The sequence below is a fragment of the Micromonospora sp. USAFONa4 genome (genome assembly GCF_057197825.1).
On record NZ_CM170072.1, the window covers coordinates 1,862,079 to 1,878,800 of the forward strand.

Sequence of the window (16,722 nt, forward strand, 5' to 3'; positions counted from 1 at the left end):
AAGACGAGGCTGTCGCGTGGCGAACATCAAGTCCCAGATCAAGCGCAACCGGCAGAACGAGAAGCGCCGGCTGCGTAACAAGTCGGTCAAGTCGTCGCTGAAGACCGCCGTCCGGAAGTTCAACGAGGCTGCTGAGGCCGGTGACGTCGAGAAGGCCACCATCCTCATGCGGGACGCCTCGCGCAAGCTGGACAAGGCGGTCAGCAAGGGCGTGATCCACTCGAACCAGGCCGCGAACCGCAAGTCCGCGATCGCCCGGCGCGTGGTGTCGCTCTCCGCCTGACGAGGCGACCTCAGACCTGACCGGAAGCCCCGGGCACGACCCGGGGCTTCCGGCTGTCTGCGTTTCACACGCTGTGCTGCGGACGCCCCGTCGTCCGCCGTGCCCTGGCGTCGTTCGCTGCGGCTCTTCGTGGCTCGCCGTCGGTCGCACAGCAGATCTTGGCGGGAACGGGCCCTCACCGGGGCCGTTTCCTTCCAAGATCTCAAGCGGGGCGACACCGGGTGGGCCACGGCCTGCCAGGCACCGATCGGTCGCCGGCGGGTCGGTCGTCGGGTCACCGTGACCTGTGGCGGATCGTCAGCCCAGCGGGTCGGGGTGGGCGCGCTGCGGGCCGAACTCGGCGTCCGCGCGGCCACCGTCGCGCTCCCCCGTGCCGTGCCGCGCGTCCAGGTACGCCTGCCGGTCGCGTACGGCCCGCGCGGTGTGCGGCACCGGCGACGCCGTGACGACGACGCCCGGCACGGTGTGTGCGACCCAGTCGACCCTGGCCCGCCCGACCACCGGCTCCATCTGCTGGCGGAAACGGTCCCGTTCCTGCTCGGGCACGAGGGCGGCGGTGCGGACCACCATCGCGGCCACCATGTCGTTGAGCTTCACCATCGCGGCCACCGTGGCGGGCAGGACGAGCACCGACCACCAGGTGACCAGCTCGGCGAGGGCGAGCAGCGCGGCGAGCGCGACGGCGCCCTCGAAGAAGAGGAAGCAGAGCACCCCGCCCGGGTTGACGAAGCGCAGCCGGAGCAGGCGCGCGTAGAGCGGACGGTACCGCTCCTCGTCGGCGGGGATCGTGGCCCACGAGCCGCGGGGTGCTCCGCTCACCGGGCGCCACCCTGCCGGGCGGCGGCGACCGAGAACACGGCCCGCTCCAGCGCGTACGCGCGGTCGTCCGAGCCGCCCTTGACGGCCGCGTTGCACTCGGCCGCCGCCCGCATCGCCTCGACCAGTCCCTCGGGCGTCCAGCCACGGGCCCGCTGCTGAGCGGACCTGATCTTCCACGCCGGCATGCCGAGGCTGCTCGCCAACTGGAAGGGGTCGCCCCGGCCGGCGGCGGCCACCCGGGCCACGGTGCGTACGCCGTCGGCGATCGCGTCGGCGATCGGCACCGGGTCGACTCCCACGTGCAGCGCCCAGCGCAGCGCCTCCAGCGCCGCCGGCACGTCGCCCACCATGGCGGCGTCGGCGACGGTGAAGCCGGTCACCTCGACCCGCCCCCGGTAGTAGCGGGAGACCGTGTCGGCGCCGATGCGGCCGTCGGTGTCGGCCATCAGCTGGGAGCAGGCGGCGGCCAGCTCGCGCATGTCGTTGCCGACCGCCGTGATGAGCGTCTCGGCCGCGTCGTCGGTGCACTTCCCGCCGGCCCGGCGGATCTCGTCCCGGACGAAGGCCACCCGGTCGCGGTGCCCCTTGAGCTTGGCCGCCGGCACCACCGTCGCCCCGGCCGCCTTCAGCCCGTCGGCGAACGCCTTGCCCTTGGCCCCGCCGAGGTGCAGCACGATCAGCTGCACGTCCGGGTCGGGATTCTTCGCGTACGCCAGCAGGGCCGCCACCAGGTCCTTGCGGGCGTCCTGGCCGGCGCGCAGCACCAGCACCCGTCGCCCGCCGAAGAGGGACGGGCTGAGCATCTCGGCGATCTCGCCGACGACGAGGGCACCGGCCTGGTATTCGCGGACGTCCACGTCGGGGTCGACGCTGCGGGCCTTCGCGACGGCTTCGGTGACCGCGCGCGTGGCGAGCAGCTCCTCGTCGCCGAGGACGAGCAGAATAGGAGCGAAGCTGGCGGCGGTCACGCCGCCCATATTCGCACGGCCGGCGGCCGGATCCAGTCTGCTCGTCGGCACTCCGGTTGCGGAGCCCGCACTCAGCGCAAATCCAGACATTTACCTCAGTGCACCGCTAAAGCCAATAATCGGCGTCGATTCCTACCGTTGCCGGCCCGGCGGCGTGCCTCGTGTCGCCACCCCCAGGCCGGCCCGGCCGAGCACCGCCGCCACGTCCCCCTCCGTGTCGGTACGCAGCACCCGCGCCCCGCCCCGGGCCAGCCGCCCGAGCACCGCCGGGTTGGGATGCCCGTAGGTGTTGCCCGTCCCCACGGGCACCAGGGCCACCACGGGACGCACCGCGTCCAGGAAGGCCGGGTCCTGGTAGGCCGACCCGTGGTGCGCGACCTTCAGCACCTCGGCCCGCAGGCCGCCCGGCGAGGTGCCGTCCAGCAGCGCCCGCTGCTCCTCGGTCTCGGCGTCCCCGGCGAGCAGGATCCGTACGCCGGAGACGGTGGCGAGCAGCATCAGCGAGTTGTTGTTGGGATCCGACCGGGTGCCGCGCAACGGGCGGGGCGGGCCGATGACGGTGAACTCCACGCCACCCTCCCGGTACCGCCACCCGGCCGCGCCCGCCACCACGTCGACTGAGTGCGCCGCGGCCTCGGCGAGGACCAGCTCCCGCCCGGCGGCGGGCTCGGACCACTGCGGGGTGAGCACGGCGCCCACCGGTCGACCCCGGAACACGCCCGCGACGCCGCCGGTGTGGTCGACGTGGAAGTGGCTGACCACCAGCAGTGCGACCTCCCGTACGCCCAGCCGACGCAGGCAGCCGTCCGCCGCCCCCGGGTCCGGCCCGGCGTCGACCACCACCGCCCGGCCGGCCGCCACCGGCAGCACGACGGTGTCGCCCTGGCCGACCGCGCAGGCGGCGACCACCCAGCCCGCCGGGGGCCAGCCGGGGGCGGCCAGCCGTACGGGCAGCGTGCCGGCCACGACGGCGACGACGACCACCGCCACCAGCCGGCGGACGACCGGGTGCCGGGTGGCCACCAGCAGCGCGACGGTCAGCCCGGCCAGCAGCAGGGCCCCCGGCACCCCGCCCGGCCACGGCAGCGTGCCCGCCGGCAGCCGCGCGCCGTACCGCGCCACCATGACCAGCCACCAGGCCGGCCAGCTGGCCAGCCACGCGACGAACTCCGCCCCGGCCGGCCAGACGGGCGACACCGCCGCCGCCAGCACCCCGAGCACCGTGGCGGGCGCGATGGCCGGCACCGCCAGCAGGTTCGCCGGCACGGCGACCAGGCTCACCGTGCCCGAGATCCCGGCCACCACCGGGGCGCAGGCGAGCTGCGCGGCCGCCGGCACGGCCAACGCCTCGGCGAGCCCGGCCGGCACCCCGCGCCGACGCAGCCCGTCGCGCCACCTCGGGGCGAGCAGCAGCAGGCCCCCGGTGGCCAGCACGGAGAGCGCGAAGCCGGCGTCGCCGGCCAGCTCCGGGTCGACCAGCACCAGCACGGCCACCCCTGCGGAGAGGGCGGGCAGCGCCGCCCGGGGGCGCCCGGCCGCCAACGCCGCCAGCCCGATGGCGCCCATGGTGGCGGCGCGTACCACGCTCGGCGAGGGACGGACCAGGATGACGAAGCCCACCAGCGCCAACCCGCAGAGCCCGGCGGCCAGCCACGGCCCGGCCCGCGCCCACCGCGCCAGCAGCAGCACCGCCCCGACGACGATGGCCACGTTGGAACCGGAGACCGCGTTCAGGTGGGTCATGCCGGTGGCGAGGAAGTCCTCCTCGACGGTGGGCGGCAGCCGGCTCGTGTCGCCGACCACCAGGCCGGGCAGCAGGCCGCCCTGCTCGTCGGGGAGCGGCAGGCAGGCGCGTTGCAGGCCGGCCCGCAACGATCCGGCGGCGCGCTGCGGCGACGGGGCGGCCCCGTGCGGCACCGGCGGTCCGGCCGCGCTCAGCACCGCTGCGGTCAGGTCGCCGCCGCGCGGGGCGGCGAGCCGCCCTTCGGCGGTCAACCGCTGACCGGGCAGCAGCCCCCGCCAGGCGGGATCGGTGGCGAGGACCAGCACGCGGGCCGGCGTCGCGACCCGCCGTCCGTCCGGCCCGGTGAACCAGGTCAGCTCGGCCGGCACGAGCAGGGTGGCCGGGCGCCCGGCAACGCCGCGTACGGGGCGTGGGTCGTCGCGGACGACCAGTTCGGCGGTGACGACCGCCCGCTCCTCCACCAGGGCGCGGACGGGACCGGAGTCGCGGACGGACAGCCGCGCGGCGGTGGCCGTCGCGCCGCAGACCACGCCGAGCAGCACGGCCACGGCGATCCAGCCGTACCGCCGGACGGGGTCGGCGGGCCGCCCGAGGACGCCGACCAGGTGCAGCCCGCCCAGCCCGGCCGCCCCGGCTGCCACCGCCGCCAGCAGGATGGTCCCGCCGACGGTCAGGTGCAGCCCGGCCAGCGCGGCGAGCCAGGTGGCCACCGCCAGTCCGGCCAGCCGCAGGTCGATGGCCGCCGCGCCCCGCTCGCCTCCGGCATCGGCGCCGGACGTCCCGGGGCCGGACGAGCCAGGGCCGGGGCCGGAGCCGGGGCCCGGGCCGAAGCCGGGGCCGAAGCCGGGGCCGGAGCCGGGGCCGGAGCCGGGCGAGCCCAGTGCGCCGCCCGCCGTCACACCGTCACCAGGTCCTTGAGCTGCTCGTAGCGGGCGTCGCCGATGCCGTCGACCTGGCGCAGGTCGCCGACCGAGCGGAAGCCGCCCTGCTGGTCACGGTGGGTGAGGATGCGCTGGGCGAGCACCGGCCCGACGCCCGGCAGCGCGTCGAGCTGCGCGAGCGTCGCGGTGTTCAGGTTGAGCCGGCCGCCCGCGCCGGGCGCTCCGGGCGCACCGCCGGGAGCCGCACCGGGCGGGGGTGCCGCGCCCGGCGGTGCCGTGACGCCGACCAGGATCAGTTCCCCGTCGGTGACCTTGCGGGCGGGGTTGAGCAGGGCCACGTCCACCCCCGGCAGCGCCCCACCGGCCGCCTCCACGGCGTCGGCGACCCGCGCGCCGGCCGGCACCCGGACCAGCCCGGGACGGCGTACCTTGCCGGCGACCGCGACCACCAGCTCGCCGGCCGACGTGGCGGCCGGTTCCGCGAGTCCGGTCACCGTCGCATCGGATGCCTCGGCGGTGGCGACCGGGCGGACCGGCTCGGTCTGCGGCCGGGACCGCCAGGCCCAGAAGCCGGCCCCGAGCACCACCAGTACGGCGACGGCGGCCAGCGCCCGCACTCCCCGCCGGCCGGGGTCGAACGCCCCGGGCCCCGGCAACCGGGACGCCACGCCGGCCTCGACGGCCCGGGTCGGCGGGTCGGGCTCCGGCGGCGCCGCCGCGCCGGCCGGCAATGCCGCTGTGCGGGGCGGCAGCGCCACGACCGGCTCCGGCACCCCGACCGAGCCCGGACTGTCGACGGACAGCCCGGCGAGCCTCCGATGATCGCCGGACAGCCCGGCGGACCCCTGACGGTCTTCGAACGGCCCGACGGGTTCGCCGGTCCGGTCCAGGGGATCGGCGGACCCGCCGGGGTACGCCGGTGCGGCGCTCGACGGCCAGTCCGCCACCAGCTGGCGCAGTCGTTCCCGGACCACCGTCTCCTCGTCTTCTGACACGACGCGAAGCTAGGTCCGCGAGCCCGGGGCGCGCGCTCGGCCGGGGTACGGCTGTGGATGACGGCACCGCCTGTGGACAACCGCCTGATCATGCGGGTGATGTGCTAGGGCGGCGAAGAACGGCAGCTCAGCGGTTGCTGGCGTCGAGGGCAGCCTGCTCCACCCGCTGGCGGTGGTCCCGCCACCACGGCTCGTCAGCGGGTGGCAGGTTGTCGTTACCGGGTAGCAGCCCGGCCGCGCCGTCGACCAGCTCGCGCACGATGTCCGCGTGGCCGGCGTGCCGTTGTGTCTCCGCGACGACGTGGACCAGGACGCGGTGCAGCGTGACCGTGGCATCGCCCCACCACGGCACCCGGCCGACGTCGTCGAGCGCGAGGGCTTCGATGGTGGTGTCGGCGTGGGAGCTGGCGCGACGGTACGACGCGACGATCTCTTCGCGACTCTCGTCCGCGGTCGCCCACATGTCGGCATTGGCCTCCGCGCCGTCGCCGACGTACGGCAGCTCCTGCGCGAACGGCCGGCCGAACACGACGCCGAAGTAGAGGATCTCCATGGCCGCCGCGTGCTTCACCAGGCCGAGCAGGTTGGTCGCGGTCGGGGTCAGCGGGCGCCGGGCGTCGTACTCGCTGAGGCCGTCGAGCTTCCACAGCAGGGCGTCACGGCCGCCCTTGAGGTAACTGTGCAGGTCGTCCTTCATCGGGTCACGATGGCATCCGGGCGGGTGCCGGCGCTGCCCCGCGTGATCGACAGCGATCACGGTCGACAGGACGCCTCAGCCGCTGACCGGCGGGCGGCGGTGCACGACCACGCAGGCCAGGCCGGGCCCGGCGTGCGCGGCGACGACGGCGCCGGCCTCCGAGACGTACGTGTCGTGCAGGCGGTCACCCAGCCGGGCCGTCAGCGCCTCCAGCAGCGCCTCCGCCCGCTGCGGCGCGGCGAGGTGGTGCACGGCCAGGTCCACCTCGGCGTCCCCGGCGGCCTCGACGGCCAAATCGGCCAGCCGCGCCACGCCCCGGCTGGCCGTACGCACCTTGTCCCTGAGGACGATCGCGCCGTCCGGCATGTGCATGATCGGCTTGACCGACAGGGCGGTGCCGAGCAGCGCCTCGGCGACGCCGATCCGGCCGCCCCGGCGGAGGAACTCCAGCGTGTCGACGTAGAACCAGATGCTGGTACGGGCGATGGCGTCGACGGCGGCGTCGCGTACCGCCGACAGGTCCCCGCCCCGCTCGGCGGCCGTGGCGGCGACGACGGTGGGGAAGCCGAGGCCCATGCCGGTCGAGCGGCTGTCGACCACGGCGACCCGGTCGTCGAACCCAGCGGCGGCCAGCCGGGCGGCCTCCACCGTGCCGGAGAGCTCGGCCGACAGGTGCACCGAGACGATCCCGTCGGCGCCCGCGTCGAACAGCTCCCGGTATGTCTGGGCGAACTGCTCCGGCGCGGGGCGGGAGGTGCTCACCGAGACGCGCCGGCCGCCGAGCGCCCGGGTGGCGTCGGCGGGGGTGGTCTCCACCCCCTCCAGCCCTTCGGCGCCGTTGAGCACGACGGCCAGCGGCACCACCGTCAGCCGGTGCACGCGCAGCAGCTCGGGCGGGAGGTAGGCGGTGGAGTCGGTGACGACCGCGACGGGCATGCCCGGCACGCTAGCCGATGTCGTCGGGGAACGCCCGGGTCAGACGGCCTCGGTGGCCGGGACGGTGATCAGGCCGACGTTGTGGGCGCGCAGGTGCCAGCCCCGGGTGGCGTCGTGGCGCAGCTCGGTCCAGTGGCAGTTCTGCAGCGAACCGATGGTGCGCAGGACGGCGTGCTCCCAGCCGAGCAGGTGGCCGCAGCCCTGCCGGGCCGCGCCGCCGTGGGTGGCGACCACCACGGTGCCGCCGGGCACGGCGTCGGCGGCGTCGGACAGGGCCGCGCCCATCCGCTTGCCGAGGTCGTCCAGGGTCTCGATGCCGGCGCCCGGGTCCGGGTCGCCGGCGCGCCAGCGGGCGAACTCGGCGGGGTGGCGCTCGGCGGCCTCGGTGAGGGCGAGCCCCTGCCAGGAACCGAAGTGGCGCTCCCGCAGCCGTGGGTCGGTGCGCACCGGCAGCCCGGTCAGCGCGGCCAGCGCGGCGGCGGTGTCCGCCGCGCGGCTCAGGTCGCTGGCCACGATGGCGTCGGGCCGCAGCCCGGCCAGCAGGGGCGCCGCGGTGCGGGCCTGCTCGCGGCCGAGGTCGTTGAGCGGTACGTCGGTCTGCCCCTGGACCCGGCTGGCGGCGTTCCAGTCGGTGTTGCCGTGCCGCCAGATGATCAGGCGGGTCATTCCGCGGTGGTGGAGCCGGTGCCGGACTCGGCGTCGACGAGGTCGCGGTCGACGAACGGGATCGTCGGGCAGTCCTTCCAGAGCCGGTCGAGGGCATAGAACTCGCGCTCCTCGGTGTGCTGGACGTGCACCACGATGTCGACGTAGTCGAGCAGCACCCACCGGCCGCCCCGCTCGCCCTCGCGCCGGATCGGCTTGGCCTTCTCCGGCAGCTCCAGCAGCCGCTCCTCGATGGCATCGACGATGGCGAGCACCTGACGCTCGTTGGGAGCCGCGGCGAGCAGGAACGCGTCGGTGATGGCGAGCTGGTCGCCCACGTCGATGATGACGATGTCCTGCGCCTTCTTGTCGGCCGCGGCCTGGGCGGCGGCGATGGCCAACTCGTGGGCGCGTTCGGAAATTGTCACCGTTCTCCTTCGATCAACCGTGCGATGCTCCAAGCGTCTCACACCCGGTGGAATCCCGACTCGTCAGTTCTGGCGCGTTACCCGCCCGAACCGCCCCATAACGGGCCGAATCATTGCTGATAGAGGCGCCGCTTGGCGATGTACTGCACCACACCGTCCGGCACCAGATACCAGACCGGCTCCCCTCGGGCGACCCTGGCCCGGCAGTCCGTGGACGAGATGGCCATGGCCGGGACCTGCACCAGGCTCACGGTGTCGGCCGGCAGGTGCGCGGCGGTCAACTCGAAGCCCGGCCGGGTCACCCCGATGAAGTGGGCCAGCTCGAAGATCTCGTCCAGGTCCTTCCAGGAGAGGATCCGCTCCAGCGCGTCCGCCCCGGTGATGAAGAACAGCTGCACCTTCGGGCCGTACTCGGCGTGCAGGTCACGCAGGGTGTCGACGGTGTAGGTGGGCCCGCCCCGGTCGATGTCCACCCGGCTGACCTGGAAGCGCGGGTTGGAGGCGGTGGCGATGACCGTCATCAGGTAGCGGTCCTCCGCCGGGCTGACCGGCTCGTCCGCCTTCTGCCACGGCTGGCCGGTGGGGACGAAGACCACCTCGTCCAGCCCGAACCGGTCCGCCACCTCGCTGGCCGCGACGAGGTGCCCGTGGTGGATCGGGTCGAAGGTGCCGCCCATGATCCCGACCCGCCGGATGTCTTCCTCCACCCCGCGATCCTAGGCCGGGCGGAACCGGCGACCCCGGGGGGCCGCCGGACCGTCCCGTCCGGCGACCCGGCCTCGGCGCCCTCGCGGGTGGCGGGCGGCGGCCGCCCCGTCGGCCGTCAGGCCGCCGCCGCGGCGACCGCAGTCCGGGCGACCAGGGCGCGGCGCAGGTCGTCGTCGGCGTCGGTCACCACGCGGCGCAGGCCGGGGGTGACGTCGTCGCGGGCCAGCAGTGCCGCGGCCGCCTCCCGGGTGGGCTGCGCCACGGCGTGCCGGGGGAAGGCCAGTCTCGCGACGTGGTCGGCCACCCAGGGCGTACGCGCCCGCGCGGCGGCCGGCATGTCGGCGAAGTAGCGCGCCACGTAGCCGGCGGTCAGCTCGGCCTGCTCCGGCTGCCAGAACCCCTCCGCGGTCGCCTCGACGATGCGGTTCGACAGCTCGGTGTTCGACACGACGATTTCCCACGCGGCCCGCTTGGCGGCCGGATCGGGCAGCGCCGCGCGGCAGCGGGCGGCCCGCTCGGCACCGGCGGCGCTCGGGTCGGCCGCGGCCTCGGCGGCGATCTCCGCCGCGCCGGCCGCGCCGAGCACCACCAGCCGCAGCAGCAGCGCCCAGCGCAGCTCGGCGTCGACCGCGAGCCCCGGCGGGACGTCCCGGCCGTCGATCCAGCCGGCCAGCCGGTCGGCGTCGGTGCTGGCGGCGATCCAGCCCCGAGCCGCCGCGAGCTGGAGCGAGCCGCCCGCCGGGGCGCCGGCGAGCAGTTTCCAACAGGCGGCGGCGACCTGCGCCAGGGTGGCCTCGCGGGCGGGCGGGTCGAGGTAGCGGTCGACCAGCGAGCGGCTGAGCGCGAGCACGTCCTCGGCGATGATCACCTCGGTCTCGGCGGGGAGAGCGGCGGAGATCAGGGCCACCAGGCCGGCGACCGGACGCTCCCCGTCGGTGGCGGCGTCCAGCGCCTCGCCCCAGAGCAGCGCCCGGGCCAGCGGATCGGCCAGGCCGGGCAGCACCAGCGGTACGGCGTCCGCCGACGCGGGGTCGAGCCGGATCTTGGCGAAGGTCAGGTCGCCGTCGTTGGGCAGCAGCAGCCGGGCCGCCGGCTCGCCGACCAGCCCGGTCAGCACCGTACGGCCGCCGTCGGCGTCCGGGTCGAGGTCGACCTCCGTCCGGACGACCGTCCCGTCGGCGGCGTACCGGCCGACGCCGATGCGGTGCGGGCGCAGCACCGGGTGCGAGTCGGGGGCGCTCTGCCGGATCGCCACCTGGCGGTAGCGGCCGTCCGCGTCGACGCTGACCTCGGCGCGCAGCGTGTCGACCTGCGCCGACCGCAGCCAGCGTCGCGCCCAGCCGGACAGGTCCCGCCCGGCGGCTGCGGCGAGGCTGCCGAGCAGGTCGGTCAGGGTGGCGTTGCCGAACCGGTGCTTCGCGAAGTGGGCGTTGAGGCCGGCGAGGAAGGCGTCGTCGCCGAGCCAGGCGACCAGTTGCCGCAGCACGCTGGCGCCCTTGGCGTACGAGATGCCGTCGAAGTTGAGCAGGCCCTCGGCGGCGTCGGCGACCTCCTCGGGCGCCACGGGATGGGTGGAGGGGCGCTGGTCGGCCGCGTAGCCCCAGGCCTTGCGCCGCAGGGCGAAGGTCGTCCAGGCCTGGTCGAAACGGGTCGCCTCGGCGGTCACCCGGGTGCCGAGGTACTCCGCGAAGGACTCGTTCAGCCACAGGTCGTCCCACCAGCGCATGGTGACCAGGTCGCCGAACCACATGTGCGCCATCTCGTGGGCGATGGTGGTGGCGCGCTGCTCCCGCTCGGTGTCGGTGACCGCGGAGCGGAAGACGTAGTCGTCGCGGAAGGTGACCAGCCCCGGGTTCTCCATCGCGCCGGCGTTGAACTCCGGCACGAACGCCTGGTCGTACTTGCCGAACGGGTAGCGCTCGGCGAAGAGCTGGTGGAACCGGTCGAGGCACTGCCCGGTGACCGTGAGGATCTCCTCGGCGTCGGCGTCCAGGTGCGCCGCCAGGGAGCGCCGGCAGTAGACGCCGAGCGGGACACCGTCGTGCTCGCCGCGCCGGACGTGCCAGGGGCCGGCGATCAGCGAGACGAAGTACGTGGCCAGCGGCGCCGTCGGGGCGAACTCCCAGCGCCCGGGGCGCGGCGTGGCGGCGAGCTGGCCGTTGGCCGCGACGGTCCACTCCGGCGGGGCGGTGACCGACATGGTGACCGGGGCCTTCAGGTCGGGCTGGTCGAAGGCGGCGAAGATGCGCTGCGCGTTGTCCAGGAAGGACATCGCGTAGAGGTAGGTCTCACCGTCGGCGGGGTCGACGAAGCGGTGCATCCCCTCCCCGGTGTTCGAGTACGCCATCTCGGCGGCGACGGTGAGCGTGTTGGCCTCGGCCAGCCCGGTCAGCGGCAGCCGGTTGTCGGCAAGCGCGGCCGGGTCGACGTCGCGGTCGTTGAGTCGTACCGCCAGCAGTTTCGCGGGTTGGACCTCGACGAAGGTCTCCGCGCCGGGGGTCGCCCGGAAGCGGATGGTGACGTCGGAGCGGAACCGCTCGCCGTCGCCGGTCAGGTCGAGGTCCACCTGATAGGACTCGACGGTGATCGCCGCGCCACGCGCGGTCGCCTCTACACGGGTCAGGCTCGGCATCCGCTTATCCTGCCCGATGGGGAACCGTGCGTGTTTCCCTCATGACCCCCTGGCACTGGAGGACTGAACGATGGCTTCGCACCCCAAGGGTGACTTCGACCTCTCCCGGGCGGTCTGGCAGCGGGCCGAGGGCGACACCTCCGAGAGCGCCGTCGAGGTCGCCTTCGTCGACGACCTGATCGGTATGCGCAACTCCGCTGAGCCGGAGGGCCCGGTCCTGGTCTTCACCCAGGCCGAGTGGGACGCCTTCGTCGCCGGCGCCCAGGACGGCGAGTTCGACCTGGACTGAGGGCGGGCTGACCGCTGCCTGCCCGAGCGGGCGGGCCGGGCTGACCGCGCCCGGCCCGCCCGCTCGGCCGTCAGGTGGCGGTGCAGGTCAGCGGCGGAACGGGGTTGGTGCCGCTCCACGAGCCGAGGAAGCCGATGACCGTGTCGGCACCCGGGCCGAGGCTGCCGTTGTAGCTCACGTTGCGCGCGCTGGCCGCGGATCCGCTGGTGGTGACCGTCGCGTTCCAGGCCTGGTTGACGGCCTGGCCGGAGGCGAGGGCCCACGTCACGGTCCAGCCGCTGATCGCCGCGCTCCCGGCGGTGATCCGGATCTCGCCCTGGAAGCCGCCCGGCCACTGGCCCACGATCCGGTAGGCGGCGGTGCAGGACCTGACACCGCTGGTCGGGGTGGGGGTGGGCGGGTCCGTCGGGGTCGGCGAGACCGTCGGACTGACCGTGGGCGTCACCGTCGCGGTGGGACTCGGCCCACCGCCGAAGATCGTGGCCTCCCTGGCGGTGGCCCTGATGCCGTTGGCGCCGTTGAAGATCCGCTCGCCCCAGGTCGTCAGCCGCGTGGGATCGAAGCTGGTGGCCATGTCCAGGATGGGGTCGGTGTTGCCGCTCCAGGACCAGCCGAGGTAGCCCAGGCCACGGGCCTGCGACTCGGCCAGGATCGTCTCGTGGTCGACCTCGTTGGCGTTGAACCGCCAGCCGAACTCGCCGATGACCAGCGGCCAGCCGTTGTCCTCGAACCGGTCGAGGTAGTTGGTGATGGCCGCGGCCGTGTTGAACACCGCGTACATGTGGATGGAGAGCACGGTGTTGTGCCGGCTGTCGGCGTCCAGGATCGCCTGCGCGTTGTCCCGCATGACGTACTGCCAGTCCTGGCCCCAGTTCGGCCCGTCGACCATGAGCAGGTGCTCGAAGCCGTTGGCCCGCATCTTCGTGATCGCGGCGGTGGTCGCGGCGGTCCACTGGCCGGCGTTGACGTTGCCGATCGGCTCGTTGCCGATGTTGATGACGACGTAGTTCTCCTGGCCGACGAGCGCGCTCTTCTGGCTGGTCCAGTAGTCGACCGCCTCGTCGAGCGACGCGGCGGCGCCCTCCTCGCCGTAGCCGGTGGTGTCGTGGACCTCCAGTACGCAGATCAGCCGGTTCTGCTTGCACAGTGAGATCACGTCGGCGACGTCGGTGGACAGACCCCAGCGCTTGCCGCTGCCCAGCACCACCCGGACGGTGTTGGCGCCGAGCGCCTTGACGTCGGCGAACGAGTCGGTCTCGCCCGTGTACCAGACGTGGGGGTGGTTGACGCCCCGCATGACGAACGGCTGGCCGTTCGCCTCGACGATGTGGCGCCCCTCGACGTGCAGTCCCACGGCCGCGTCCGCCGGTTTGACGAACACCAGCACGGACGCGGCGACGGCGAGCAACGCAGCGCCGACCGAGAGAAGTCTTCTCTTCATGGCCTACCTCAGGGTGAGGCCCCGACGGATCGGGGCACAGGCACGCCTGCCCAGGCGCACGCGGATGGCGGTGCGCGGCGCGCTCGTGACGAGTGCGACGTACGGGTGCGAGGCCGGCTCGGCTCTGCAACGGTGCCAAGCTACTCGTGGTCACGCAGGCTCCGCAATAGGACATCGTCGATGGGCCGACTGTTCCCCAGGCGGGCGGCGGTGCGGGGCCGGGCGCTCCGTGTGCCCGGCCCCGTGCCGGCGGTCGGTCAGGTGGCGGGCCCGCTCACCGGCTCGGTCGCCGTGGCCGCACCCGCTTGGCCACCGCCGACCAAAGCCGGCCACCGAGCCGGGTCCGTTTGACCCAGCGCAGTCGGGCGACCGCGCCGCCGGCCGGCTGGCGTTGCTGCGGGGGCGCGGTGATCCGGACGTACGCGGCGCCGGTGGCGGGCCGGGTGGTGCCCGGTTCGAGCTGCTCGGAGGCGAGCGCCAGCCAGGTGAACTGTTGCAGCGTCCGCTGGTCGGGTCGGCCGCCCCGGGCGGCGGTGCGGAGCGCCTTCTCCACGGCGGGCCGCCGGACGAGACCGGTCAGCGGGCCGTGCGCGGTGTCCAGCAGTTCGGCCATTGCCTGGAGGCCGTCGCCCTCCCACACCCGGGTGGCGGTGGACGGGCCGGTGGAGACGCTGACGAACGGGACCTGCGCCCACTCGGGCACCAGGCGGGCGATCAGCCCGGTGTGCATCAGCCGCTCGCGCTTCTGCCCGGGAGTCAACGCGAAGGTGGCCGCGACGAAGCCGGGCGACAGGAACGGGGTGACCATCCCGATCGCGTAGGCGGAGGTGTACCAGCGGCGGACCCGCTCCACCAGGTAGATGTAGTCGACCAGGCGCAGGTCGTGCAGGCCGAGCCCGCTGCCGTGGTCGAGCAGGCCGCGGATCCTCTCCTGCTCCGCGGTGACCACGGCCGCGTCGGCCACGCCCGTCGGCACGGCGTTCAGCAGCCGGGCCAGGGCGGTCTCCTGCGGGGACGGCCCGCCGTCGTCGTCCGTCGGGGGATACCAGTATTCGGTGGCGAGTTCGCCGGCGGCACCGGTGAAGGTCGCCGGGCCGGCCTGGTCGACCAGGCGCCCGGGGCCGGCGGGGCGCACCAGGTAGCTGGAGGGGAACTGGTGATCGGTCAGTCGTTGCAGTCGCCGGGCCCGCTCGTGCAGGCCGGTCCCGAGCACGTTGGCCCGCGCCCCGGCGAGCCGGAGTGTGTGCTCGGGGTGCAGTCCCCGCTTGTCGCGCAGGATCCGCACGAGTTCGCGGGCGACCTCGCCCTCGGCGCGGGTGTCCTCGTTGGTCAGGAACCTGGGGGTCCGGCCGGCCGCGATCAGCGACGCGGCGATGAGCCGGGAGTCCTTCCCGCCGGACAGCCCGAGGGTGATGTCCTCGTCGTAGAGGCCGTGGATGCTGGCGGCGGTGGTCGTGATGGCGTCGGCGGCGCGGTCCAGCAGCTCGGTCACCGGTCGGCCCTGCGCCGCCAGCCCGTCCCGCACCACGTCGTCGGTCGCGTACTTCGTGGTGGTGGTGAGCTGCCATCCGCCGCCGTCGCGCCGGCGGCCGGTCACCCGCTCGCCGGGGCGGAGCAGTCGGGCGCCCCGCACCGGGGAGCTGTCGCCGCCGAAGTGCCCGCAGAGGGTGTACGACGCCCAGCCGTCCAGGTCGGGCCGCAGGTCGCCGTGCAGGAACGCGGCCAGCAGGCCGGGCCGGGTGCAGAAGGCCGTCAGGCCGGCCGAACGGCCCGTGAAGACCCGGCACATGCCGATCCAGTCCTGTTGCAGGGCGAAGTTTCCGGCCGCGTCGAGGGCCAGCAGGCCGAACGGTGGCACCACCTCACGGTGCACCTCCCCGCCCGCCAGCAGGCGCCCGGCCAGCGCCGCCGGGCCGCCCGTCACGTCGACACCCACGGGCAGCCCGAGCGACACGGCGGTGACCGGCCCGACGGTGTCGACGGCCGGCCACCGGTAGGCACCCTGGTCGCTGCGGTGCAGGACGGTCACGCCCCAGTCGTCGGCGCCGAATTCGTGGCGTACGAAACTGTCGGGCACCACGTCGGCGACGGCCGTTTCAAAGCGATGTCTCGCGGCGCGCCGGGCGCTCTCCGACAGATTGTCGTCGGCGAACCAGGCCAGCATCACGTGCATGTGCGATTCCCCCGAACTCGCAGGAGCGGTCGTTTTCCGCCTGGTGGGGAGTCAACCTCCCGATCACCTGGCGCGGTTGCCTCGGTGAACAAACGAGGTACTTCCGGCATTGGTGATCGGGGCCGACCTTTCGGCATCACGGGCGACGCGGATTCGCCCACTAAATGCCCACAAAACGGGCGGTCGATGGCAAGGTTGCTCCGGCGCGGATTCTGAGATCAATTCCTCAGCAGGGCTGTCGCCGCTTTGGAATGAGCTGCTGGCGGGATTCCCGACACGGCCGCTTTTCGATGACGACAAATGCGATCGTCCGCTCGCGGATTCACGTCCGCGACGGATATCCGACAGCCGCGCGCACGTGCCGACCTTTCCCATCGCCCGCACGCGCGACTGCCGCATCGGTGGTCTCGAATGGCGGGCTAGTCGCCGTCGCCCCAGCCGAGTCCGCCCGGCCCCGGAGCGTGATGGAAGCCGGGATGGCCGGCGACGTCGGCGCAGCGCTCGCCGTCCGGGCCGGACGCGCCGCAGAACAACCGTTCGGCCTGCTGCCACGCCTCGGCCGGCGACAGCGCCGACGCGCCCAGGGCCACCTCGGGTCGCAGCAGACTCAGCGCCTCCGCGTACCCGACGGCCAGCTCCCGGGCCGATGCCAGGTCGGCGGCGGTGAAGCCGAGGTGCACCGTGAAGAACCGGCCGGGCCGGGCCGAGCGGCGGGGCGGCGCGATCAACGACGTGCCGGCGACCTCCCCTGCCGCGCCGAGCGCCTCCCGCGCCTGCCGTTGCCGCCAGTACGCCGGCCTGTTGTCACGCATGTGTCCTCCCCGTGGCGATCGTGGGCGTCCTCGTCCTGCGGTGGACCGCCCGCGTTCCGTCCCGGCCACCGCCGGGTCGTGCCGGCGGCGGACCGGCGCGGACCGCTCCCCCGAGACAACCAGCTCGCCGCGTTCCTGGGAGGGGCCAGCAGACGCGTCGTCCGCTGGCCCCTCCGCGGCACCACCCGCCGCCCGCCCCACGCCGCGGCCGACCCGGCGGCGGGGTTCAGGAACGCCGGCCCGGGTAGACGCAGAGGCACGGACAGGACCC

The 16,722-nt window shown here is 74.5% G+C and carries 15 protein-coding genes; 2 read left to right on the forward strand and 13 right to left on the reverse strand.

Going from position 1 to position 16,722, the window contains the following annotated elements:
* The first annotated feature begins 16 nt into the window (after positions 1–16).
* A complete protein-coding gene (gene rpsT / locus AC0OO9_RS07715) occupies positions 17–283 on the forward strand; it encodes a 30S ribosomal protein S20 (RefSeq protein ID WP_132240425.1) in 267 nt (88 codons plus the stop codon).
* Positions 284–580: 297 nt separating this feature from the next.
* Here rpsT and AC0OO9_RS07720 read toward each other — a convergent pair whose 3' ends face one another.
* From AC0OO9_RS07720 to pepN, 10 genes are all read right to left on the reverse strand, one after another.
* The gene (locus AC0OO9_RS07720) at positions 581–1,102 is read right to left on the reverse strand and encodes a hypothetical protein (protein WP_484516597.1); all 522 of its coding nucleotides are present in this window, start codon (positions 1,100–1,102) and stop codon (positions 581–583) included.
* Positions 1,099–2,079 carry a DNA polymerase III subunit delta gene (gene holA, locus AC0OO9_RS07725; RefSeq protein ID WP_484516599.1) on the reverse strand — a complete coding sequence of 327 codons (981 nt, stop codon included), beginning with the start codon at positions 2,077–2,079 and terminating at the stop codon, positions 1,099–1,101. Before holA ends, AC0OO9_RS07720 begins: the two co-directional genes overlap by 4 nt.
* A 123-nt stretch (positions 2,080–2,202) precedes the next feature.
* Positions 2,203–4,551, reverse strand: a complete 2,349-nt coding sequence (locus tag AC0OO9_RS07730) for a ComEC/Rec2 family competence protein (RefSeq protein WP_484517881.1) — start codon at positions 4,549–4,551, stop codon at positions 2,203–2,205.
* Positions 4,552–4,709: 158 nt separating this feature from the next.
* Positions 4,710–5,498, reverse strand: coding sequence for a ComEA family DNA-binding protein (locus AC0OO9_RS07735; protein ID WP_484517882.1), 789 nt, complete (start codon positions 5,496–5,498; stop codon positions 4,710–4,712).
* A gap of 319 nt (positions 5,499–5,817) precedes the next feature.
* Positions 5,818–6,387 (reverse strand): DinB family protein, encoded by a 570-nt coding sequence (locus tag AC0OO9_RS07740; protein WP_484516601.1) that lies wholly within the window; start codon positions 6,385–6,387, stop codon positions 5,818–5,820.
* A 75-nt stretch (positions 6,388–6,462) separates the two neighbouring features.
* Positions 6,463–7,323 (reverse strand): DegV family protein, encoded by an 861-nt coding sequence (locus AC0OO9_RS07745; RefSeq protein WP_484516603.1) that lies wholly within the window; start codon positions 7,321–7,323, stop codon positions 6,463–6,465.
* A 39-nt stretch (positions 7,324–7,362) separates the two neighbouring features.
* Positions 7,363–7,989, reverse strand: a complete 627-nt coding sequence (locus AC0OO9_RS07750) for a histidine phosphatase family protein (protein ID WP_484516604.1) — start codon at positions 7,987–7,989, stop codon at positions 7,363–7,365.
* Positions 7,986–8,396, reverse strand: a complete 411-nt coding sequence (rsfS, locus tag AC0OO9_RS07755; protein ID WP_132240430.1) for a ribosome silencing factor — start codon at positions 8,394–8,396, stop codon at positions 7,986–7,988. Before rsfS ends, AC0OO9_RS07750 begins: the two co-directional genes overlap by 4 nt.
* A gap of 110 nt (positions 8,397–8,506) precedes the next feature.
* Positions 8,507–9,103, reverse strand: coding sequence for a nicotinate-nucleotide adenylyltransferase (nadD, locus tag AC0OO9_RS07760; protein ID WP_357577631.1), 597 nt, complete (start codon positions 9,101–9,103; stop codon positions 8,507–8,509).
* 116 nt (positions 9,104–9,219) lie between these two features.
* Positions 9,220–11,736 carry an aminopeptidase N gene (gene pepN, locus AC0OO9_RS07765; RefSeq protein ID WP_484516607.1) on the reverse strand — a complete coding sequence of 839 codons (2,517 nt, stop codon included), beginning with the start codon at positions 11,734–11,736 and terminating at the stop codon, positions 9,220–9,222.
* 70 nt (positions 11,737–11,806) lie between these two features.
* On the opposite strand from pepN, the gene AC0OO9_RS07770 reads away from it, so the two are divergent.
* Positions 11,807–12,025: a DUF397 domain-containing protein gene (locus AC0OO9_RS07770; RefSeq protein WP_151452795.1), complete on the forward strand. Its 219-nt coding sequence runs from the start codon at positions 11,807–11,809 to the stop codon at positions 12,023–12,025.
* A 70-nt stretch (positions 12,026–12,095) separates the two neighbouring features.
* Here the strand turns inward: AC0OO9_RS07770 and AC0OO9_RS07775 are convergent, their stop codons facing one another.
* From AC0OO9_RS07775 to AC0OO9_RS07785, 3 genes are all read right to left on the reverse strand, one after another.
* Positions 12,096–13,466 (reverse strand): cellulase family glycosylhydrolase, encoded by a 1,371-nt coding sequence (locus tag AC0OO9_RS07775; protein WP_484516609.1) that lies wholly within the window; start codon positions 13,464–13,466, stop codon positions 12,096–12,098.
* Between the two features lie 274 nt (positions 13,467–13,740).
* Positions 13,741–15,639 (reverse strand): hypothetical protein, encoded by a 1,899-nt coding sequence (locus AC0OO9_RS07780; protein WP_484516611.1) that lies wholly within the window; start codon positions 15,637–15,639, stop codon positions 13,741–13,743.
* A 419-nt stretch (positions 15,640–16,058) separates the two neighbouring features.
* Positions 16,059–16,451 (reverse strand): hypothetical protein, encoded by a 393-nt coding sequence (locus AC0OO9_RS07785; protein WP_484516613.1) that lies wholly within the window; start codon positions 16,449–16,451, stop codon positions 16,059–16,061.
* Positions 16,452–16,722 lie beyond the last annotated feature (271 nt).

Excerpts from the sequence above, each read along its gene's own strand:
- AC0OO9_RS07740 (WP_484516601.1), bottom strand. The coding sequence starts at position 6,387 with ATGAAGGACGACCTGCACAGTTACCTCAAGGGCGGCCGTGACGCCCTG.
- holA (WP_484516599.1), bottom strand. The coding sequence starts at position 2,079 with ATGGGCGGCGTGACCGCCGCCAGCTTCGCTCCTATTCTGCTCGTCCTC.
- AC0OO9_RS07750 (WP_484516604.1), bottom strand. The coding sequence starts at position 7,989 with ATGACCCGCCTGATCATCTGGCGGCACGGCAACACCGACTGGAACGCC.
- AC0OO9_RS07745 (WP_484516603.1), bottom strand. The coding sequence starts at position 7,323 with ATGCCCGTCGCGGTCGTCACCGACTCCACCGCCTACCTCCCGCCCGAG.
- AC0OO9_RS07770 (WP_151452795.1), top strand. The coding sequence starts at position 11,807 with ATGGCTTCGCACCCCAAGGGTGACTTCGACCTCTCCCGGGCGGTCTGG.
- AC0OO9_RS07785 (WP_484516613.1), bottom strand. The coding sequence starts at position 16,451 with ATGCGTGACAACAGGCCGGCGTACTGGCGGCAACGGCAGGCGCGGGAG.
- AC0OO9_RS07775 (WP_484516609.1), bottom strand. The coding sequence starts at position 13,466 with ATGAAGAGAAGACTTCTCTCGGTCGGCGCTGCGTTGCTCGCCGTCGCC.
- pepN (WP_484516607.1), bottom strand. The coding sequence starts at position 11,736 with ATGCCGAGCCTGACCCGTGTAGAGGCGACCGCGCGTGGCGCGGCGATC.
- AC0OO9_RS07780 (WP_484516611.1), bottom strand. The coding sequence starts at position 15,639 with ATGCACGTGATGCTGGCCTGGTTCGCCGACGACAATCTGTCGGAGAGC.